Genomic DNA, 21,080 nt, shown 5'->3' on the forward strand with positions numbered 1-21,080 from the left:
GATGGGGAGATGGGGGGAGAGAAGTTAGAAATTACTTCTTCTGCTCCCAAAATTTGTCTCATTTTTGAAGTTACAGACACAGGAATTGGTATTTTACCCGAAGAAATCGAACTTTTATTTGAAGCCTTTAAACAAACCTCTTCTGGAAGAGAATCACAGCAGGGAACCGGCTTAGGTTTAGCAATTAGCCGTAAATATGTACAGTTAATGGGAGGAGATATTACAGTTGAAAGTACGCCGGGAGTTGGTTCAAAATTCAGTTTTGATATTCAAGTAAATCTTGCTTTTCCACCGAAAACCGAAATTAATCAAAATAACTGTCAAATAATTAGTTTAGTTCCATCTCAAATACAATATCGTATTTTAGTCGTTGATGACCGTCCGGAAAGTCGTTTATTAATCATAAAAATGCTTTCCCAGCTTGGATTTAACGTCCAAGAAGCTGCTAACGGTTCACAAGCAATAATTCTATGGGAAGAATGGCAGCCACACTTGATATTAATGGATATGCGAATGCCAACAATGGACGGATATCAAGCCACAAAAATTATTAAATCCAGAGAGAAAGAAACAATATCTCATAGTTTCATTACAAAAAAAACTATCATTATTGCTTTAACTGCAAATGCCTTTGAAGAACAAAAAAATATAATTATTCAAGCCGGTTGCGATGATTTAATTAACAAGCCATTTTCTAAAGAAACACTATTAAAAAAACTCAAGCAACATCTGGGAGTAAAATATTTATATCAAGAAGAAGAAGAAAACTCTACCCCTCAACCAGTAACCCCTATATCTACAAACATTTTTACATCAACTAATTTACGTAATTTATTATCTCAAATACCCCCTGAATTGGTAGCACAAATATCTCATGCCGCAGCCCAATGTAGCGACAATTTAATATTCGAGCTAATAGAAGAAATCCCGCCCCAAAACACCGAATTAACAACTGTTTTAAAACATTTTGCCGAAAACTTTCAATTTGACAAAATACTCGAAGCAATTGATTAAAATTGGTAATGGGTAATTGGTAATTGGTAATTGGGAATGGGTAATTGGTAATGGGTAATTGGTAATTGGTAATGGGTAATTGGTAATGGGTAATTGGTAATTGGTAATTGGTAATTGCTAATGGGTAATTGGTAATTGGTAATGGGTAATTAAATTTGTGAAATATTTTTTAATCAGTAATAACCACAGAAATAACAAGTATAATTTTCACTTTTAACCTTTAACCTTTGACCTCTAACCTTTAACCTTTAACCTATATTAGTTTTTTTGCCGCTTCAAACCATCGATAGCATCACCTAATGCAGTAGTTAAACTTTTACGGGTTTGAGAATGGTTATCTTGTTCCGTTTTTAAAGCTTGGAAAAGGCGATCGCGTTCTTTCATAGTTAAGGTAAGTTTGGTTTTCAAATCTTCTAGTGTTGTGAGTTGGGCTACTTCCTGCTGAATCGCTGTCACTGTCTCGCTATCTGGAAGAGTGGCATCTTCTATACCTTTAAGTTTCTGAATTTCTGCTTTCAAGGAAGCAATAGTCTGCTGAAAAAGTTGAGCATCATTACGACGTTGTTCGGCTTCGGTGTTGTAAAGTTTACGCCATTTTTCAGTACTTTCCCAAGTCGCGATTCGTTCAGCTTGAAGTTGTGCTATCTGCTGTTTCAAGGCTTGAATCTCCGTCAACCATTGTTGGGTTAAATCTTCACTCATAGAATAATATCTGTAAGGATTTTACGATCAAAAAAGCAAATTCATCTCACATAACTATATTTTTACGATAAATTAAGGCTTAACACCAAAAATTCATCTCCCCATCTCCCCCGAACCCCATCCTCCCATATCATGAGTCAGCAAAATAAAAAAGGTCAAAAATTTGGTATGTTCCGAGATTGGCTGTCAAATAATTTAGAAATTGATGCAGTTCGTAAGGAAGAAGTTTATCTGGGAATATGTAATTCTGTCATTCTCAAAGACATTAGCTATTGGATTGAAGTGCTTTTTTCGGCTGGGATTGCCACTGTTGGGCTGGTATTAAATAGCCCTGCGGTGATTATTGGAGCAATGTTAATTTCTCCTTTGATGGGGAGTATTTTGGGTAATGGTTTAGCCTTGGCTGCGGGTGATATAATTTTAGCTGTCCGGGCAATTATTAAGCTAGCGCTTTCTTGTCTAGTTGCTATTTTGTTTGCGGTGCTGTTAGTTTCCTTACTACCTTTTAAGGAAATGACACCAGAAATTTTAGCCCGTACTCAACCGAATATTTTAGATTTAGTAGTAGCATTATTTTCCGGTGCTGTAGGTTCTGTGGCTATTTGTAAAAAGCCAAAAGGGGTAGTAACTTCAATTCCTGGTGTTGCGATCGCAGTTGCGTTGATGCCACCTCTATGTGTTGTAGGATACGGGTTTGGTATCGCTGTCAGCGTCAATATGATAAATGGATTGCGGGTTGCAAGAGGTGGTGGATTATTGTTTTTCACCAACTTGGTAGCAATTACTTTTACCGCCATGATTGTTTTTTTGGCTTTACATATTGATAGTGTTAGCACTAAACAAACAGTTAGAGAATGGCGAATAAAATACAAAGAAACTCACTGGGCAAGAAATTTTTTAGAATTACTTCCTCAATCAAAACATTTAAAAAAAATTGGTAGTCTTCCCGGTAGATTTATATTAATTGTAATTACGATTTTGAGTATTTTATTTCCTCTCAATCAATCATTTATGCAACTTAAACAGGAAATTACTTTAAAACAACAGGAAAATCGGATTAATTCAGCAATTAGAGACATTTGGATCGAAAATTTTGCCGATTTACCTTCAGGGGAACCACGTTCTTTTATTAGTCAAGTTTCAACTCGTGAAAAAAATCGTAAGTTAACGATTCAACTCCAGATTTTTACTAGTGAATTATATACACCCAAAGAACAAAATCAGTTCGTTAAACTATTAGCAAACCGTTTAGGTAAACCGCAAGAATTATTATCCTTAAACTTAATTGAAATTCCTACCGCATCCAATCAATTTTTACGCACAACACCTCAAGAAGAGCCATCAGAACCAATCGTTACCATTGCTCAATTACAAGCCAATTTTTTGCAAGAAATCAACTCAGCTTTACTTAATTTAAGACTTCCACCACCTGCAAGGATGATTAATTACGATTTGATTAACAATCCAGTAGAATCGATGGCTATCCGCATCATATATTTAAGCGATCGCGATATTGATAAAGATGCTCAAGTTTTACTTGCTAATGATATTAGACAAAGACTGAATTACCCATCAGCAAAAGTCAGCATGAAGAGGATTGCTGCAACTCCCGTAAGAATTAACTTTGAAGAAAAATCAACAATACTTACAACCGAAAGCCTTGAAATTTTAGATAGTATAGCTTCTACTTTACAGCAACAACCTAACTTAAATCTAGAAGTAATTGCCAATCAAAAACCAGATGAAACTGTAGAAACTAATAAGACAAGGGCAAAAGTTATTCAAGAGTACTTTGAATTTAAATGGAAAATCGATAAAAAACGAATTACCGCAAAAATCGGAGAAGAAACTCAGTCAAATGTCATACTCAAGTTGACTTGAAATCAGTTATCAGTTATCAGTTATCAGTTATCAATTACCCAATTATGATCAAACCTCGTTTTTTGAGATTTTTTCGTCACCTGAGTTTCAACACTCTTAAACAAGTTGCTAGTAATGTAGGAAAACAGCGACTATTAGGATTAGCTTCCGAAATCGCTTATAATGCCATGTTATCTCTATTTCCAGGAATTCTTGCTATTTTGACGGCAATTGGTTTGTTAGAACAAAGTTTGCAAAATATCTTTAATGAACTAGCACAACAACTTAGCGAAATCGCACCTCAAGAAGTTTTAGATTTAATTACAGAATTTGCTAGAAATGAAATTGCTAACTCCAAAAATGGCGGATTGTTTTCTTTAAGTTTTATCGCTGCACTTTGGACTTCTTCTGGTGCAATTAGTACCGTAATGGCTGCTTTAGACCAAATTCAACAAACATCTTTAGATAAAAAACGTCCATTTTGGCAAGCCAAAATAGTGTCTTTAGCTTTAACAATTGGAACTATTATCCTTTTGTTAATAGCTTGTATTTTAGTATTTATCAGTGGAGAACTGTTGCAGTTTCTAGTAGATAATTCTGCTGGTTACTTAAACTTTTTATCCGACCTGTGGAACTTGATGCGTTATCCATTAGCATTAATAATTGTAGCTTCTGCCTTCGCTTTTATTTATCGTTATGGACCAAGCCGTTGGAAAAAAGGAACACCAATTATGCCGGGAGCAATATTTGCAGCTATTTGCTGGGCTTTTGTCTCAAATTTATTTAGAATTTATGTCGCGAATTTTGGCAATTACAATAAAGCATATGGCGCTATTGGTACTGTAATTGTACTCATGCTATGGCTTTATATGACTGCTGCTGTAATATTAATAGGTAATCAATTAAACGTCACTGTTGGAGAAAATATGTATCCCAATTCCTTCAAAAAAAATTGAAGCTGATTGAAATTGAAATTATTGAAATTAATTAAATAGTATTTTAAACTACATCTTTACTGCAATATTATCCAACATTCAATTATAACAATAAAAGAACAAGCTATTTCATCCTATAAAAGTCATTCCTCCCATGTCTTTGCCACCTTCTCAATTTTATTCTCTCAACCCTGATATCAAAGCACCTACTTTAAAACGTTTACGGATTCTCAGTCGCATCTTAGATAAAGCTATTACTATTCCCGGTACCGGAATCGGTGTAGGTTTAGATCCACTACTCGGACTAATACCCGCAGGTGGTGACTTTTTAGGTGTTCTGCTTTCAGCCTATATTGTCTTAGAATCGGCACGATTGGGTGCTTCTAAAGCAACTTTAGGCAGAATGACTGTAAATATTATTATTGATGCCTTAGTAGGTTTAGTACCCGTTTTAGGAGACTTTTTTGATTTTGCTTGGAAAGCGAATGACCATAACATCAAATTGTTGGAAGAACATTTGAAATTTCCTAGTCAAAATAAAAGAGCAGATATTTGGTTCGTATTTATACTTTTAGCTGTATTATTATTGCTTGCTATCGGTTTAGTTACATTTTCCGTCGTAATTACACGTTTAATTTGGGGAATTTTTACAGGAAGTTAGGAGTTAGGAGTTAGGAGTTTGGAGTTAGGAGTTTGGAGTTAGGAATTACCAATTACCAATTACCAATTACCCATTACCAATTACCAATTACCCATTACCAATTACCCATTACCAATTACCAATTACCCATTACCCATTACCCATTACCCATTACCAATTACCAATTACCCATTACCAATTACCCATTACCCATTACCCATTACCCATTACCCATTAATGAAAGACTGGTGGCAAAATACCTTTCCTCAAGGACAACAAAAAATAACTATTACTGATAGTCAAGGTTATCCCGTACAAATTGCTTATGGTGAAAAAGGTACGGGTAAACCTTTATTTTTACTGCATGGTATTGGTAGCTGGAGCTATAATTGGCGCTATCTAATCGAACCATTATCTAAATATTTTCGAGTTATTTGCTTTGATGCTAAAGGATTTGGATTTTCGGAAAAACCATTACATCGCGAAGAAACTACAGGTCATCAAGTAATTGAATTACAACGCATTATTAAATCATTATGTGATGAACCAGTAGCAATATTAGCAGAATCTCTAGGAGGTTTAATTGCTCTCGCTTTTGCTGAAGAATATCCGGAATTAGTTTCTCATTTGGTAATTGTTAATGTTCCAGTATTCGCGAAAAAGCTTCCTCATTGGGGTATGTCTGTACTCGCAAACACACCCCTACAATTAATAGAAATAATTGATAAATTCCGTTTAAGTTACCTTTTCGCACCATTGATTAGAGAAATCATGGCAATAGAAAGACGTAATGTATTATTTGACCCTTCAATTTTGACAACGGAAGATGTATTCTGGATAACATACCCCTATATCGAGTTCCCCGGTACTTTTTTTAAAGTTGCTCAAGAATTACAAATCGCTGCACGAGAAATTGAAAATTCTCAAAACAATCAACCTAATTGGTTGACCAAAATTCAGGAACATTTATTTAAGATTGAATGTCATACATTAATTATGTGGGGTGAACAAGATAGTTGGTTCAAAATTGAAGATGGGAAAAAACTACATCAGCTGATTTCTAATTCTCAATTCCAAATTCTTACTAACTGTCATCATGACGCTTCAAGTGGTTCCGCAGATGCAATTAAAATAGCGACTATTGAATTTTTAAGAAGTACAAAATTCTTCTGAATCACAAAAAGTACCCATAAAAATAAGAATGGGAGGATGCATACCACAAGCATTCACTCCCATTCTTACATTTGCCGCTGAAGCGTTCAGGAATACGTACAAACATTGCCTTGATTTTGGGGGCTGTTTTTGGGCCAACGCAACATTTGTACGCGGTTGGTATTCCTAATGCGGCAAACTAAACTTATATTTTTTTGTAATTTTTTTTTGATTTTTTGAATTTTCTTTTAATCCTAATTATCATTGACAATTATCTCATTTAACTGTTAGGATATATATCCCATTCAAAAAAGATAATTTTTTTTGGTAAAGAGCGTATCACAATCGGTTATTAAAGTGATACACCCTGATAACAACACCCTTGAAGTCGTTTATCTTGATTAAAGATAACTGACTCAATTTGAAGTTGGTTGCCATTTTGGCAGGTTTTCTAATTTGTTTGATAATTTAGTTTAAAATCAGGCAATAAGGCGGTTAATACCTTAATTTAGACTGCTCACAACGCTTTCTATAATTGTATATAGAACTGGTTGCCAGTCTCCACCTGGGAAAAAGCTGCGTGAAGCTCTGCCTCCAGTTGATTAGGAGGTAGAGTTATGCCCTAGCCTCAGATACTGCATTCCTTGCCAGAGACAAGGAAGGAATGATAAACACAAAAAAACACGCATATCGACGGGAAATTCTCGAAAGCGTGGAGTGACAATCTTTAACCTTAGCTCTTAATATTTAATATTTAATTAACTTATATCTTGCACTTTACGCATAATTAACTACATGATAAAAAATAGAAATAAAAATATAACTAACGTAAAGCTGTAATATCTTTAGTCCATTAAAATGGGCTTCTGCTATCAAACTGGGACTTGCAGTTCTAGGCGGATAAAAACTAAGTCAAATAATTAGTAATTATTTTGACGATAGCTTTCTATGGTGCAAGATATGAATTAACAAAAAATTTATCCTGGGAAAATATTAGTACATTTATACTAAACCGAAGGGTAGCCAAAATTGTTAGGGCATTTTTCTGTTAAGAGTTTGCTGTTAAGAGTAAAAGTTCCCTTAAGAACAAAATGATGATGTCCTAACCAATATGACCATTGTTATACTACTTATGCAACATTGACGATAAAGAGTTTTGTTTGCGAATATCCATAATATCAGCCAAAGAATCTTGATTGTTTTGATCGGGCTTAAAACTATGTTCGGGGGGTAAAACTGTAATAACAGGCTTTGGTTGCGGCTTTTGCGGAGGCATAGCCATTATCGGAGTTCTCCGTGGATGGGATGATACATAAACAGGTGTTTTCCTTTTTGGTAAACGTGCTTCCATTGCTTGATAACGTCCCTGTGCTAAACGTATTTCATCGCGATTAACAACACGCTTGATGATTTTAGGTTTTTTTCTGGGACGATTGATAAATCTTAAAATTACTAAACATCCACTAGCGCAACTAAGAGCTATAGCAGCTACCATCCATAAGGGTATAGGACTTTCATTACTTTCGGCTACTTCAACACTTACCTGTGGTGGTATAACCTCAGCATCTAATTCTTCCAAATCTTTACGTTTTATACTTTCATCAACATAACCTAAACTGTATATTGACAGCGCACCTCCTCCCAGAAACATCAACAATAAACCGGCCAAAAATAGCCAAGGGTAATGGGTGAATAAATATATTGCTACATTACCAAAACTGTTTATTTTCTTTGTCGATTCGTTGCTTTCTAAAATAGGTGCGGACTCTTTGACTTTAGACGACTCCTGCTGTACACTCTGAGTGTTTTCCATGACTTTTTTTCAGATTTGCACTTCTCAAGATATAAATTGTACTGGAGTAACAAGGTTTGACGTATCCGTAATCAATCGGAGGATTTAAGTAGTCTCTTTTGGAAAGATTGACTACTCAATCCATTGATTCTCAATAAAATTTAGGTGTTCAAAGTGACTTGATTATTATCCGGGGTTGAGTTTCTTTCTAAAGCGAATTGAATCAATTGATCGACTAATTCCGGGAAAGAAACACCGCTGTTTGCCCAAAGTTGTGGATACATACTTGTTGATGTAAAACCAGGCAGAGTATTGATTTCGTTGATTAAAATTTCTCCTGTCGCTTCAACATAGAAGAAGTCTACCCGTGCTAATCCGGCACAGTCAAGGGTAGTAAATGCCTGTATTGCTTTCTCTTGAATTTGTTGAATTACCGCATCAGGAATCGGCGCTGGAATCAGTAAATCTGCCATGCCACTAGTATATTTAGTTTCATAGTCATAGAAATCGCTTTCGTAAGTGATTTCACCAACGACAGAAGCTTTAGGATTATCATTTCCTAAAACAGCGCATTCAACTTCCCTGGCAGTCACTCCAGCTTCCACAATAATTCTGCGATCGTAACTTGCCGCACTATCCAAAGCCGCTTCTAATTCCGAGCGCGATCGCACTTTGGCGATACCGACGGATGAACCTAAATTCGCGGGTTTGACGAAACAAGGATACGATAAGGTTTGTTCAATTTGATCACAAAGTTTGGGAAAAATACAGGGATTTGACCAAATTTGTTCTCTAGTCAAAGCCATATACTTAACTTGCGGCAATCCAGCTTGAGCAAATATGGATTTCATGCCAATTTTATCCATACCCGCAGCGGAACCCAATACCCCCGAACCAACGAAGGGAACTTGCATCAAGCTGAGTAATCCTTGAATCGTACCATCTTCACCATTAGGTCCGTGGAGAATGGGAAACCACACGTCTACCGTTTGTGCTTCTGCTGGGAATTGCCAAAGATTAGATTGAGATTCGGTTGATAAGGCTTCCCCCGAAGCTAAAACCTGACTTGCCATATCAGGACCTTGCCAAGTACCATCTTTTTTAATATAAAAAGGCAATAATTCGTATTTATTAACGTTTTCCTCTGCGTTTATCGCTTTTGCAATTGCTCTAGCTGAAACGATGGAAACTTCATGTTCCCCAGAACGACCACCAAAAAGTAAACCTACCCGCAATTTTGTCATTTTGAATACTTATAAATCGTAACTAATTGCAGATAGGGTATCATAACCTGTGATTATTGTTGAATTTTTTTGGTTACATAATTCTTTATAATGTTGATTTTCGGCGGTCAAAATTAAGAACTGACTTAATTGGAAGGTAAAGGATGGAAAAAAGTCCCGTATTGTAATCCAGGAAACAAGTAATTTAATGTAACGAAAATTACAAACAAAATAATCACTGCTAAGGTAGCAATAACGGGAACGCTAGAAAGATATTTCAAGAAATAACGTGACTCCATGATTAATTCTCCTTCAAAAATATTAAGTTGGGAACAATACCCATTACCAATTATTTATTACCAATCAACAGCGAATAATAACTAATCATCCGGACATGATATTATTGGTTGATTTTTATTTTACTAACGAATTGAAATTGGAATTTCATCATCTTTAGCAACTAATTCGCCACTTAAAAACTCTTTGATTGCTAATATCGGCCACATTAAAGCCTTGATCATACAACTTAGGAAGAGTCTGATATCAATAAACAATTCCTTTTCTTCTCCTGCACCTTCTTTTCTGATTGCTATTAAGTAAGAACGTCCGCTCCAACCTATCCAACCTGCAATGTATAAGAACATCGTAATCGGAGCCATTACGTCAAATGCCAGGTTTAAACGGTCAAGAACTAAATGTGGTAAACCATCATCACCACAGAGTAATCGCGAATAAGCCTGAAATGGCTTGGTAGTGTAATAATTATCAGGTGCATTTTGCATCCGTTCTACAAATGCAGGAGATTCTTTACAAGGTACCAGTGTCGTGTTCTCTGCTAATGCAACAGGAACAATATTCATCCACAGAAAACTTGTAAGTAGTAGTGCGAAAAATATTTTTTTCATGATTTTATTTTTTGTTGTTAGACTTGTGCCAAAATTCATCATGCTTAACGTAGAATCCTTGTAGAGACGTAGCAATACGCCCCGTCTCTACATTTCGGGAATCTCAATTAAACAGGTTGTTTTTTGCGGGTAGTCACATCACCCACTTTTTGGAAAACACCGAACTCAACTTGTTCTTCTAAATCAGGATCAATACCAGCAAAGACATCTCGATATATTGTGCGGGAACCATGCCAAATATGTCCAAAGAACCATAGTAAACCCCAAACTGTATGAGCAAAAGCGAACCATCCACGGGTACTTGTGCGGAATATCCCATCGGAATTCAGAGTTGCACTATCAAATTCAAAAATTTCACCCAGTTGAGCGCGACGAGCAAATGGTTTAACATCAATTGGATCTGTAAATGTTTGACCGTCGAGTTGACCACCATAAAAGCTGACAGTTGTACCAGCTTGCTCAAAGCTTAATTTTGATTCAGCTCGTCGGAAAGGTATATCTGCACGCACAACATCATCTTTGTCAGTCAAAACTACTGGAAAAGTTTCAAAAAAGTTGGGCATCCGTCTTACCGTCAATTCCCGACCTTCTTTGTCTTGAAACACTGGATGACCAGACCAACGAAAAGCAATACCATCTCCTTTATTCATCGGACCGACGCGGAATAGACCACCTTTAGCTGGACTATTGCCAACATAGTCGTAGAAAGCTAATTTATCTGGAATATTTGACCAAGCTTGCGATCGGGTTTCACCTCCAGCCAAATTGCTTTGCACTCGTCGATTAATCTCATTTTGGAAATAACCGCTGTCCCATTGATAACGAGTCGGACCAAACAATTCAATCGGAGTTGTGGCGCTACCATACCACATTGTTCCAGAAACAATAAAAGCTGCAAAAAAGAATGTTGCTAAGGCACTTGCCAGAACAGTTTCAATATTACCCATTCTTAAAGCCCTATAGAGTACTTCCGGAGGGCGAAAGGCTATATGGAAAATACCACCGATAATACCAACAATTCCCGCAGCAATGTGATGAGCTACAACACCACCAGGATTAAAAGGATTGAAGCCATCCGCTCCCCACACAGGAGCCACACCCTGGACATGACCAGTTAATCCGTAGGGGTCAGAAACCCACATACCCGGACCAAATACACCTGTAAGGTGAAAAGCACCAAAACCAAAACAAAGCAGACCTGCAAGCAACAAATGAATACCGAATATTCTTGGTAAATCGAGGACTGGTTGATTATTTTTACGGTCTTGAAATAAATCCAAATCCCAATAAACCCAGTGCCAACAAGCAGCTAGAAATAATAAACCTGACAAGATAATATGAGCTGCGGCGACACTTTCAAAAGTCCACAAACTAAATCCTGTAACAGGTTCGCCCGTGAGACTCCAACCACCCCAAGATTCCGTAACACCTAATCGAGCCATGAAAGGCAATACATACATCCCCTGTCGCCACATCGGGTTGAAAACTGGATCGGTGGGGTTAAACAAAGCAAGTTCGTATAAAACCATTGAGCCAGCCCATCCCGCTGTCAAGGCTGTATGCATCAGGTGGACAGCAATTAGTCTTCCTGGGTCATTCAAAACTACTGTGTGGACACGATACCAAGGTAATCCCATAAATAATGTTCCTTATGAAAAAGTTAGTTAAGAGTTAGGAGTTAGGAGTTAGGAGTTAGGAGTTAGGAGTTGGGAGTTAAAAGTTATGAATTTTAAAATCACAAATTGATAACTGCTAATTTTTTCTACTCCCTGATTTAAAAAAAAAGTTGTAGATAAGTGCCTGATATCGAATCAGGAAAAAATCTGTTTAAAAACATCACAGTAACTGAAAAAAAGAAGATAACCACAGGAACAATGATGTGTTCGAGCAACAAATCCTCTATCCCTACTACCAGATTATTTTTACGAAATGACATCAGCATAAAGACTAAAATCTCCTTGATGAATAAGTATTTACCAGCTACCACTAATGTTTTCTAACTACTAACTGAATTAACATCTGATTACTGAATTCCTATGAAAACAAGCTGTAAAACTTGAATTTTTTGTGGGGTAAGAAGTCGGGTTTTTATTACTGTTATAAGCGTGCGATCGAGATTTATCTTAAAAACCCGACTTCTATGATTATGGGAACTCACGTTGAATTAATCCAATGGTTTCATCGATAAAACTGGCTCATCTTCACGTTCGATACCTCTTTCAAAGCCCGCAGCAGCAGCTCTTGCACGACCTGCGTGCCAAAGATGACCGACAAGAAACAGTAGTGCGAAAATAAAGTGAGCAGAAGCCAGCCAGGTACGAGGTCCGACAAAGTTAAAGGAATTAATTTCGGTTGCTAGACCTCCAACTGAATTCAAAGAACCGATGGGAGAATGGGTCATGTACTCAGCAGCCCGACGTTTTTGCCAAGGTTGAATATCATTCTTTAGCTTGTCAATATCTAGCCCATTCACTCCCCGCAACGGCTCCAACCAAGGTGCTTTCACATCCCAAAACCGCATTGTTTCAGCCCCAAAGATGATTTCTCCTGTTGGCGATCGCTGTAAATATTTACCTAAACCAGTGGGGCCTTGAGATGTAGAAATATTCGCTCCTAAACTTTGGTCACGGACTACAAAGTTCAACACTTGAGCATTGGCAGCTTCTGCTACTGTTGGACCATAAAACTCGCTAGGATAGGCAGTATTGTTAAACCAAATAAACATCGCAGCAATAAAAGCCTGTCCGGCAACATTACCTAAACTTTGAGAAAGGTAAGCTTCACCAGACCAGATAAAGATTTTGTGAGTCCATTTAAAAGGTTTCGTTACAATGTGCCAAATACCACCAAGTATTAGCAGTCCGCCTACCCAAATATGACCACCAACTAAATCTTCTAAATTATCAACGCTAACAATATTACCTGAACCTCCCGTAATATTGCTGAATACATAACCAAAGATGATTCTTGGATCGAGGGTGGGATTTGTCACAAGCCGCACGTCACCACCTCCTGGTACCCAAGTATCATATAAACCACCCCAAAACATTGCTTTAGCGACAAGTAAGTAAGCGGCTATCCCAAGGGCAATCAAGTGATATCCCAAAATACTAGTAACTTTGTCTTTATCAGTCCAATCAAAATTGAAGAAACCTGCTAGCTTTTGAGGTCCTTTAATTGAGTGATAAACGCCACCAAAACCTAAAACAGCAGAACCAATTAAATGGGTTACGGCAATAGCAAAAAATGGGAAAGTATTTATTATTTCACCGCCTGCTCCTACACCGATACCGAGGGTTGCAATGTGAGGCATGAGAATTAAGCCCTGTTCGTACATCGGCTTTTCTGGTATGTAGTGAGCAACTTCAAACAACAGCATTGCTCCAGCCCAGAAGGCAATCACTCCTGCATGAGCTACGTGAGCGCCCAAGAAGCGTCCGGATAAGTTGATAAAACGGGCGTTCCCAGCCCACCATGCATATCCAGTAGATGCTTGGTCGCGACCTTCTCTCTGTTCAGGGCTAACGGTTATTGTGGCTGAATTTTCAAAAGGTGTTTCCATCATTAATTAGTTGATAGTTGATAGTGGACAGTTGACAGTTGACAGTTATTATTTATTTCCTTCCTCTCCCTGCTCCCAATTCCCAATTACCCAATTACCCAATTACCCAATTCCCAATTACCCATGACCCATTACCCAATTCCCAATTCCCTATCAAAGAGCATTTCCACGAGGTAATACTTCTGGGGGAAATTGGAAGTGTTGATGAGGCTGGTCTTCTTGCGCCATCCAGGTTCTAGCACCTTCATTCAAAAGAATGTTCTTGGTGTAAAAGGTTTCAAATTCCGGATCTTCCGCTGCTCGTAATTCTTGAGAAACAAAGTCGTATGCTCGTAAATTAAAGGCTAATCCTGCCATTCCAATTGCACTCATCCACAAGCCAGCTACTGGTACAAACAACATAAAAAAGTGCAACCACCGCTTGTTAGAAAAGGCTATTCCAAAAATCTGCGACCAAAACCGATTAGCTGTCACAAAGGAATAAGTTTCTTCTGCTTGAGTTGCTCTAAATGCGCCGAAAGTATTGAAATTTTTACCATCTTTGAACAGGGTATTTTCCACAGTTGCACCGTGTATAGCACATAATAAAGCACCACCCAATACACCAGCTACTCCCATCATATGGAAGGGGTTGAGGGTGTAGTTGTGAAAAGCTTGGAAGAATAATAGAAAACGGAAAATGGCGGCTACTCCAAAGCTAGGAGCAAAAAACCAACTTGATTGACCTAAAGGGTAAATCAAGAATACAGAAACAAAAACAGCAATCGGTGCAGAGAAAGCAATAGCATTGTACGGTCGAATACCTACAAGTCGAGCAATTTCAAGTTGCCGTAGCATGAAGCCGATTAATCCGAAAACACCATGAAAAGCTACAAAATTCCACAATCCGCCAATTTGAAACCAACGGATCAAGTTTCCCTGTGCTTCAGGTCCCCATAATAGTAGTAAAGAGTGACCCATACTATCGGCAGGGGTAGAAACAGCTACTGTCAAAAAGTTGCAGCCCTCTATGTAAGAACTGACCACACCGTGGGTATACCAAGAAGTTACAAAAGTGGTGCCAGTAAACCAACCTCCTATAGATAAGTAAGCACAGGGAAATAGTAAAAGACCAGACCAACCGATAAAAACGAAACGGTCTCGTTTTAACCAATCATCAACAACGGTAAACCATCTCCACTCTGTCTGACTGCGTTTGAGAGCTATAGTCATAGTATTTTTCCTTTTTTTTAACAGTTGAAGAGTGAGCTAACAATAGAAGTTATCAAATTTTTTCAAATGCCCCATTGCACATCTTCACCAATCCGGGTTGCCATCGTTAATCAAGTAAGGAGTACCAGGTAAAGCAAGAGCTTGAATGATTCGGTCAAAATAAGGAGTCACCAAAGCAGCATCCTCGGAGCCAAGAAGATATACAGCTTGTTCCTTGATACAGCACAATGCTTCTACCCAATTTGCTAAGGGTATACCCAAAGATTGGTACATTTCTTTCATCCCGACAATACCAATTTCCGTTAATGGTTGTTCATTACCTGCTAAAACACAGTAAGCAACTAAACGGATATACCAACCTTGATCGCGCTGACACGAAGATGTCTTTCTCATATTGCCGCTATTACTGGGGGTGTTAGGACACCGCTTCCAGAATTGATCGCTGGCTAGTTCTACCAACCGTCTTTGATTCTTTGCCAAAGTTGTCGCAATCCTAATCCGCTGCGTTCCTGTATGACAAAAATTTTGAATCATGCGGATTTCTCCGGGGGTAGGATAACGCAATTGTTCATCGGCATTAAGAATCACTTGCTTGACTATACTCATAATTCTCCTGAGTTTCAGATTTAGTCATTGGTTCTGGGCTTAACTTTGGTTTCGAGTTGTTGGTGTTGGATACATATTCGGAGTTTTTCTGTTGTGTATGAGCAAATTCTGACCAGAAAAGTTGTTTTTGGATGTTCCGCTGTTGGGGAATAAAGGCATCCAGTTCAGATGGAGATGAAAGTGAGGATTTAGCTCTTAAATTTACAGCCTCAGCCGATGCAGAACGGCGCATCGCAAAACCTCTGGGTGTAATATAACGCTCGTAAGGAACCGTATTTTCCCCGAAGGCTTCGATGTATTCCCGGCTGTTGACGATTTCATCGATCAGAGCGTAAAACCCCTTGGTGGCGCAAATATCATAGTAGCGATTCATTTCTTGTCGTCCATAAGTGGGACGACCTAACAAACGCCGGTGAATATATTCAATCGCCTTAGTAATATAAAGTTTTTCCCAATACATTCTGCGAAATGAATTAGACTTAGCCAACTGACGGATAAACTCCCGCACCGTAATTTGACCACCTTTGAGTTTGATTTCTGCGGTTGTTAAACGTTGACCTTGTAACAATTCGCGTCCGAATACCTGTCGATAAGCTCCTCTAATCACAGCTTCAAGGGAGTGTTTCGCCAAACTTATACTTTTATTTTGTGGCTTGTTGACCTTAGTAGTTTCATCTGTGTTTTTACCATTTTGTGAAAACTTTGCATTTCCTTTTTTTACAGGATTTAGCTTGATAATACTAACCGCAGAACCGGGTACTCGATCATAGCTAGCTTGATTACCATTGTAAAAAGACGAACTACAATTAATCAAAATCCGGCGAGTATCTTTGTTGAAAAACGCAGGTTCGGGATGAGGATTGCGATTCTCTTGAGGAAAAACTGCACCAAACTGAATTTCTAATGGATCGTTACCACAACCGTAAGGATGTTGATTGGGTAGAGGCTTTTGATATTTACCAAACAAGGTTACAAACTGAGGAATTTTGCGAACTGGAGCGCTATATTTGAATAAATCAATTTGCGGACCCCAATTGCGAGATTCTTGAGCTTCTTGACCCAATCCGCGCAAATACGGTACTGTTTCCTCACCAAAGTAATCGGAGTATTCTTGAGAATCAACTAAAGCATCTATCAGTTTAGGTAAACCACCTTTAGTAATAACTGCAAAATATTCTTGGAATTCCGATAAAGAACTCAACCCGCGACCTAAAAAGTGCCGCATCGCCAATTCTATAACCCGACTGATTGTGTAAGGCTCGTAAAAAAGCCTCCGATAGAGGCGAGATTTACCCAATCTGCGGACAAACTCTTTCATCGAGATTTGTCCACCCTTAAGTTGAGATTCTATTTCTGTACTATTCCCGGCATATATTGCAGTAATGTCACGTTCAAAAACTTGACGATAAGCAGCTTTAATCACTTCTCGCTTTTCTGTTTCCGATATAACCGACTTGAACGTGAATTTTGGTCGGTGTTCGGACGCGATCGCATAACTTTGCGGTAATACCAAACCCTGTTGTTGATTGGAAACTCCAATTCTCAGTTTGTCTGAAGGTTTTTCTTCTAAGTACTCAGCAATCAGGATGTCAAAATAGTACTTGATAATGTTTGTTGCTTCAGTATTAAGTTGCAAATAGCTCGCCGACTGTCGCCGCATTTCTTTGAGAGCAACAACGGTAGCTTCTGTTACATCTTCTGGAATAACTCCGCGTAATCCTCGTGCATTAACGATGAGAATACTGGCATCACCAGCAACAATTGCATAAGTAATATAACGCAAGAACCAGGATAGGTCTCGCATAGACCTTTGCATTCTTTTTGGTCCATAGCGAGAGATATTGATAAAACGAAAACCTCCTGGAAGTGGGTCTCTATCGCTATAGAGCGTTCGTACTTGTTCCCACCAAGCCTTAATCGGAGCAAAAATCTTTGGGGGTTGTATTGATTCGAGACGTTCCTTAACAGCAACAACACGATTTCTTCTTGCCACACTCAGATAATCTTCACCGATATAGTATCCCGAACCCGGTAATCCTATCTGCTCTTGAGGCTTTTCCAGGTAATCAGAAGCTGAACCACCAACGAAAATCCGGTTGGCTCCAGCACAGACAATTTCATCAGCTTTATTAGTTAAAGTTATTGCAATCTCTAACCGCAACTTACCAGAATTAAAAAACGACTCTAGTTCTTTAAGTTCAGTACTTCTTAAGTAACGGTCTTGTTGTGACCCCTGAGAAATAACTGAAATAGGTAAACTTTGATATTGTTGTGGATAGATAACTGGACTACCACCACTTACTTTTACACTCATTTAACTTTATCCTTAATAATTTGCCATCTGTAGAGACGTAGCAGTGCTACGTCTCTACAATTACTCCCTACATTAATGATTGAATCAAGTAATCAAAATAAGGTGCGACTTCAGTAACATCTTGCAAAGGGAAGAATTCTAAAGAAACTTCTTTGAGACAAAAAACAGCTTCTACTAAATTGGGTAGGGGAATTTCCAAAGATTCATACATCTCCTTCACCCCGATAGTACCAATTTCTGCTAAAGGTTCTATATCTCCCACTACAAGGGAATAAGTAATCAGGCGAATATACCAACTTTGGTCTCGCAAACAGGAAGCCCGATAGGTTCTATTCCCACTATTACTAGGCGTATCAGGACACCGTTCCCAAAACTTTAAACTAGCTTTTCCCACAATTTTTTTTTCGTTTTCTACGAGAACTGTGGCTAGGTCTAACCGAGAAAGTCCACCTTGATAAAAGTCTCGGATAGCAGTTAATTCACCCACATTTAGATAACGAGCTTCTCGGTCGGCTTGAGCAATTGATTTTGTAATTATGCTCATAAAAATCCTATTTTTGGTTGATAAAATTAGAAGAAATTGGTAATGGGTAATTGGTAATTGGTAATTGGTAATTGGTAATTGGTAATGGGTAATTGGTAATGGGTAATAAACAACTGTCAACTCCGGTGGTACTAACTCTTAACTCCTAACTCCTAACTCCTAACTCCTAACTCCTAACTCCTAACTCCTAACTCCTAACTCTTAACTCCTCCCTCCTAACTCCTCCCTCCTAACTCCTAAAAATGCTTTTTAACTCAAACCAGAAGCAATGTGGTCAAAGTAAATACCCATTTCTTTTCCTGCTTCGTTACCAAGCATACTACTAACAACTTCCTTCATTGCTTGTACTGCTCGGATAGTTCCACCTATGGGAACTCCTAATGAATTGTAAGTTTCCCTTAAACCATTTAAAATGCGCTCATCTAAAATTGAAGTGTCACCAGCCAACATGGCATAAGTTGCATAGCGCAAAAAATAATCCAAGTCGCGCACGCACGCAGCATAGCGACGACACGTATACATATTGCCACCAGGAGCAGTAATATCTGTGTAAAGCAAAGACTTGGCAACAGTCTGAGTTACTATACTTTTAGCATTGGCACTAAGAGCAGTTGCAGCTCGCGCACGCATATCACCGCTATGGAAGTAGGTTTCTAGTTTGTCCAAGTAGTTATTATCTAGATATTTGCCTTGAACATCAGAGGAATTAATCAAAGCAGTAATTACATCTTGCATAATTAAAGTTCCCTAGGTGAAGTTTTGATTTTTTGAGTTAAAGATTAAAGGTGATTCGATTTGAGATTTAGGATTGATGTATCTTACAATCCTAAAAACCTAAATCCCATTATTGTTAAGAAAGTGCCTGAATGATGTAGTCAAAATAGGGTCCAACTTCAACTGCATCTTCTTCACTCATCATTGATACAGCTTCTTCTTTGACACAGCGCATAGCTTCAACTAAATTCCTCAGCGGAATCTCTAAATTGTTGTACATTTCTTTGATGCCAAGTGTGCCAATTTCTTCGAGGGGTTTTTCACTACCAGCCAAGATAGAATAAGCAACTAAACGCACATACCAACCCTGGTCACGCTGACAAGAAGCTGTCTTACGGTCATTACCGCTATTACTCGGTGTATTGGGACAGCGTTCCCAAAATCTCATGCTGCCATTTTGAACAATTTGTTGCTCATTTTCTGCCAATATTCTGGCAATGCGAATTCTCTGATCTCCTGTTTTTAAAAAATCTTGAAATATTCTCAGTTCTTTAGGAGCAGGATATCGAGCTTCACTATCAGCGCTCAGAATCAATTCAGTGACTACACTCATTGCTTTTTCCTGATTATTAGTTATTGGTTATTGGTTATTAGTCAGCACTAATCACTTGAGCAAATCTCCTCAAGCAGCCAATGCTGGAGCTTTAAGCGAAACAGTTACCGGAACAGATTCACCAGATGCCAAGTCTAATGGAAAATTATGAGCATTCCGTTCGTGCATGACTTCAAAACCAATATTGGCTCTATTTAATACATCAGCCCAGCTAGGAAGTACCCGACCTTGAGAATCAAGGATTGAATTATTAAAGTTGAATCCGTTGAGGTTGAATGCCATTGTACTAATACCTATGGCAGTAGCCCAAATACAAATTACAGGCCAAGCTGCAAGGAAGAAATGCAAGGAACGGCTATTGTTGAAGCTGGCATACTGGAATATCAGACGACCAAAATAGCCGTGGGCTGCAACTATGTTATAAGTCTCTTGTTCTTGTCCAAATTTATAGCCGTAATTCTGAGATTCAGATTCAGTTGTTTCACGCACAAGACTAGATGTTACTAGTGAACCGTGCATGGCACAAAACAAGGAACCTCCCAGAACTCCAGCAACTCCTAACATATGAAATGGGTTCATCAGGATATTATGTTCGGCTTGGAAAACGAACATAAAGTTAAAGGTGCCGCTGATACCCATTGGTAAACCATCTGAGAAGCTGCCTTGTCCAATGGGGTAAATCAAAAATACTGATGTTGTCGCAGCAAGAGGAGCGCTGTAGGCAACTGCAATCCAAGGACGCATACCTAAACGGTAAGAAAGTTCCCACTCACGTCCCATATAACAAGCAAGGGCTGGAATGTAGTGGAATGCAATCATCTGATAAGGACCGCCATTGTAAAGCCATTCATCCACAGAAGCAGCTTCCCAAATCGGATAAAAGTGCAGTCCAATCGCATTGGAGGTGGGAACAACAGCACCAGTGATGATATTGTTGCCATAAAGTAGTGAACCTGCTATTGGCTCCCGGATTCCGTCAATGTCTACGGGTGGAGCCGCGATGAAGGCAATTATAAAAACGCAAGTGGAGACTCCTAGTAAAGGAATCATTAGGAAACCAAACCAGCCGATATACAGCCGATTTTCGGTACTAGTTACCCAATCGCAAAACCTATCCCACACGGGAAAACGACTAGGCTGTTGTTGTGAAACTGTAGTCATAAGTTCAACAGTGGTATGGAGTTTGATTACTATTGGTTACGAAAAATGTGAAAAAAGTTAAATTGCCGTTTTTGTCAGAGAATATCTGAAAACTGGTTTCATATAGCTCAACATTAATTGTTAGCTATTAG

19 protein-coding genes are annotated in these 21,080 nt (G+C 38.4%); 5 read left to right on the forward strand and 14 right to left on the reverse strand.

Going from position 1 to position 21,080, the window contains the following annotated elements:
- The coding region (locus tag IQ247_RS21490) for a response regulator (protein ID WP_193923190.1) at positions 1 to 1,014 on the forward strand (1,014 nt) is incomplete at its 5' end.
- A gap of 258 nt (positions 1,015 to 1,272) precedes the next feature.
- Here the strand turns inward: IQ247_RS21490 and IQ247_RS21495 are convergent.
- A complete protein-coding gene (locus IQ247_RS21495) occupies positions 1,273 to 1,716 on the reverse strand; it encodes a hypothetical protein (RefSeq protein ID WP_193923191.1) in 444 nt (147 codons plus the stop codon).
- 132 nt (positions 1,717 to 1,848) lie between these two features.
- Here IQ247_RS21495 and IQ247_RS21500 point away from each other — a divergent pair, with 132 nt between their 5' ends.
- The 4 genes from IQ247_RS21500 to IQ247_RS21515 all read left to right on the forward strand — a co-directional run bounded on the left by IQ247_RS21500 (position 1,849) and on the right by IQ247_RS21515 (position 6,324).
- Positions 1,849 to 3,597: a TIGR00271 membrane domain-containing protein gene (locus IQ247_RS21500; protein WP_228059939.1), complete on the forward strand. Its 1,749-nt coding sequence runs from the start codon at positions 1,849 to 1,851 to the stop codon at positions 3,595 to 3,597.
- Between the two features lie 44 nt (positions 3,598 to 3,641).
- A complete protein-coding gene (locus IQ247_RS21505; RefSeq protein ID WP_193923192.1) occupies positions 3,642 to 4,532 on the forward strand; it encodes a YihY/virulence factor BrkB family protein in 891 nt (296 codons plus the stop codon).
- Positions 4,533 to 4,665: 133 nt separating this feature from the next.
- Entirely contained in the window at positions 4,666 to 5,172 is a 507-nt protein-coding gene (locus IQ247_RS21510; RefSeq protein ID WP_193923193.1) for a DUF4112 domain-containing protein, read from the forward strand.
- Positions 5,173 to 5,388: 216 nt separating this feature from the next.
- The gene (locus IQ247_RS21515; RefSeq protein ID WP_193923194.1) at positions 5,389 to 6,324 is read left to right on the forward strand and encodes an alpha/beta fold hydrolase; all 936 of its coding nucleotides are present in this window, start codon (positions 5,389 to 5,391) and stop codon (positions 6,322 to 6,324) included.
- Between the two features lie 1,105 nt (positions 6,325 to 7,429).
- On the opposite strand, the gene IQ247_RS21520 is transcribed toward IQ247_RS21515, so the two are convergent.
- From IQ247_RS21520 to psbA, 13 genes are all read right to left on the reverse strand, one after another.
- Positions 7,430 to 8,116 (reverse strand): hypothetical protein, encoded by a 687-nt coding sequence (locus IQ247_RS21520; RefSeq protein ID WP_193923195.1) that lies wholly within the window; start codon positions 8,114 to 8,116, stop codon positions 7,430 to 7,432.
- A 140-nt stretch (positions 8,117 to 8,256) separates the two neighbouring features.
- Positions 8,257 to 9,339: a D-alanine--D-alanine ligase family protein gene (locus IQ247_RS21525; protein WP_193923196.1), complete on the reverse strand. Its 1,083-nt coding sequence runs from the start codon at positions 9,337 to 9,339 to the stop codon at positions 8,257 to 8,259.
- A 125-nt stretch (positions 9,340 to 9,464) separates the two neighbouring features.
- Positions 9,465 to 9,617 carry a photosystem I reaction center subunit IX gene (locus IQ247_RS33650; protein WP_193923197.1) on the reverse strand — a complete coding sequence of 51 codons (153 nt, stop codon included), beginning with the start codon at positions 9,615 to 9,617 and terminating at the stop codon, positions 9,465 to 9,467.
- 123 nt (positions 9,618 to 9,740) lie between these two features.
- Positions 9,741 to 10,223, reverse strand: coding sequence for a Photosystem I reaction center subunit III (locus tag IQ247_RS21535; RefSeq protein ID WP_193923198.1), 483 nt, complete (start codon positions 10,221 to 10,223; stop codon positions 9,741 to 9,743).
- Between the two features lie 107 nt (positions 10,224 to 10,330).
- The gene (psbB, locus tag IQ247_RS21540) at positions 10,331 to 11,860 is read right to left on the reverse strand and encodes a photosystem II chlorophyll-binding protein CP47 (protein ID WP_193923199.1); all 1,530 of its coding nucleotides are present in this window, start codon (positions 11,858 to 11,860) and stop codon (positions 10,331 to 10,333) included.
- Between the two features lie 527 nt (positions 11,861 to 12,387).
- Positions 12,388 to 13,785, reverse strand: a complete 1,398-nt coding sequence (gene psbC / locus IQ247_RS21545; protein WP_193923213.1) for a photosystem II reaction center protein CP43 — start codon at positions 13,783 to 13,785, stop codon at positions 12,388 to 12,390.
- A gap of 153 nt (positions 13,786 to 13,938) precedes the next feature.
- Positions 13,939 to 14,997 carry a photosystem II reaction center subunit D2 gene (gene psbD / locus IQ247_RS21550; protein ID WP_193923200.1) on the reverse strand — a complete coding sequence of 353 codons (1,059 nt, stop codon included), beginning with the start codon at positions 14,995 to 14,997 and terminating at the stop codon, positions 13,939 to 13,941.
- Positions 14,998 to 15,081: 84 nt separating this feature from the next.
- Positions 15,082 to 15,603: an allophycocyanin subunit alpha-B gene (gene apcD, locus IQ247_RS21555; protein WP_193923201.1), complete on the reverse strand. Its 522-nt coding sequence runs from the start codon at positions 15,601 to 15,603 to the stop codon at positions 15,082 to 15,084.
- The gene (locus IQ247_RS21560) at positions 15,575 to 17,917 is read right to left on the reverse strand and encodes a phycobilisome rod-core linker polypeptide (RefSeq protein ID WP_193923202.1); all 2,343 of its coding nucleotides are present in this window, start codon (positions 17,915 to 17,917) and stop codon (positions 15,575 to 15,577) included. The genes apcD (IQ247_RS21555) and IQ247_RS21560 overlap by 29 nt, the downstream gene beginning before the upstream one ends.
- Positions 17,918 to 17,984: 67 nt before the next feature.
- Positions 17,985 to 18,461, reverse strand: coding sequence for an allophycocyanin subunit alpha-B (gene apcD / locus IQ247_RS21565; protein ID WP_193923203.1), 477 nt, complete (start codon positions 18,459 to 18,461; stop codon positions 17,985 to 17,987).
- A 249-nt stretch (positions 18,462 to 18,710) separates the two neighbouring features.
- Positions 18,711 to 19,196, reverse strand: a complete 486-nt coding sequence (locus IQ247_RS21570; protein WP_193923204.1) for an allophycocyanin subunit beta — start codon at positions 19,194 to 19,196, stop codon at positions 18,711 to 18,713.
- 115 nt (positions 19,197 to 19,311) lie between these two features.
- On the reverse strand, positions 19,312 to 19,788 hold the full coding sequence (apcD, locus tag IQ247_RS21575) for an allophycocyanin subunit alpha-B (protein WP_193923205.1): 477 nt from the start codon (positions 19,786 to 19,788) through the stop codon (positions 19,312 to 19,314).
- 69 nt (positions 19,789 to 19,857) lie between these two features.
- The gene (psbA, locus tag IQ247_RS21580) at positions 19,858 to 20,949 is read right to left on the reverse strand and encodes a photosystem II reaction center subunit D1 (protein ID WP_193923206.1); all 1,092 of its coding nucleotides are present in this window, start codon (positions 20,947 to 20,949) and stop codon (positions 19,858 to 19,860) included.
- Between the last annotated feature and the right edge of the window lie 131 nt (positions 20,950 to 21,080).

The sequence above is a fragment of the Plectonema cf. radiosum LEGE 06105 genome (assembly GCF_015207665.1).
Classification (GTDB): Bacteria; Cyanobacteriota; Cyanobacteriia; order Cyanobacteriales; family Nostocaceae; genus Rivularia; species Rivularia radiosa_A.

Bases quoted from the DNA above. Each gene is read 5' to 3' on its own strand.
- IQ247_RS21500 (WP_228059939.1), top strand. From the start codon at position 1,849: ATGAGTCAGCAAAATAAAAAAGGTCAAAAATTTGGTATGTTCCGAGAT.
- IQ247_RS33650 (WP_193923197.1), bottom strand. From the start codon at position 9,617: ATGGAGTCACGTTATTTCTTGAAATATCTTTCTAGCGTTCCCGTTATT.
- IQ247_RS21570 (WP_193923204.1), bottom strand. From the start codon at position 19,196: ATGCAAGATGTAATTACTGCTTTGATTAATTCCTCTGATGTTCAAGGC.
- IQ247_RS21515 (WP_193923194.1), top strand. From the start codon at position 5,389: ATGAAAGACTGGTGGCAAAATACCTTTCCTCAAGGACAACAAAAAATA.
- apcD (WP_193923205.1), bottom strand. From the start codon at position 19,788: ATGAGTGTAGTCACTGAATTGATTCTGAGCGCTGATAGTGAAGCTCGA.
- IQ247_RS21510 (WP_193923193.1), top strand. From the start codon at position 4,666: ATGTCTTTGCCACCTTCTCAATTTTATTCTCTCAACCCTGATATCAAA.
- IQ247_RS21535 (WP_193923198.1), bottom strand. From the start codon at position 10,223: ATGAAAAAAATATTTTTCGCACTACTACTTACAAGTTTTCTGTGGATG.
- IQ247_RS21560 (WP_193923202.1), bottom strand. From the start codon at position 17,917: ATGAGTGTAAAAGTAAGTGGTGGTAGTCCAGTTATCTATCCACAACAA.
- psbA (WP_193923206.1), bottom strand. From the start codon at position 20,949: ATGACTACAGTTTCACAACAACAGCCTAGTCGTTTTCCCGTGTGGGAT.
- IQ247_RS21495 (WP_193923191.1), bottom strand. From the start codon at position 1,716: ATGAGTGAAGATTTAACCCAACAATGGTTGACGGAGATTCAAGCCTTG.
- apcD (WP_193923203.1), bottom strand. From the start codon at position 18,461: ATGAGCATAATTACAAAATCAATTGCTCAAGCCGACCGAGAAGCTCGT.
- IQ247_RS21505 (WP_193923192.1), top strand. From the start codon at position 3,642: ATGATCAAACCTCGTTTTTTGAGATTTTTTCGTCACCTGAGTTTCAAC.
- psbD (WP_193923200.1), bottom strand. From the start codon at position 14,997: ATGACTATAGCTCTCAAACGCAGTCAGACAGAGTGGAGATGGTTTACC.
- psbC (WP_193923213.1), bottom strand. From the start codon at position 13,785: ATGGAAACACCTTTTGAAAATTCAGCCACAATAACCGTTAGCCCTGAA.
- psbB (WP_193923199.1), bottom strand. From the start codon at position 11,860: ATGGGATTACCTTGGTATCGTGTCCACACAGTAGTTTTGAATGACCCA.
- apcD (WP_193923201.1), bottom strand. From the start codon at position 15,603: ATGAGTATAGTCAAGCAAGTGATTCTTAATGCCGATGAACAATTGCGT.
- IQ247_RS21520 (WP_193923195.1), bottom strand. From the start codon at position 8,116: ATGGAAAACACTCAGAGTGTACAGCAGGAGTCGTCTAAAGTCAAAGAG.
- IQ247_RS21525 (WP_193923196.1), bottom strand. From the start codon at position 9,339: ATGACAAAATTGCGGGTAGGTTTACTTTTTGGTGGTCGTTCTGGGGAA.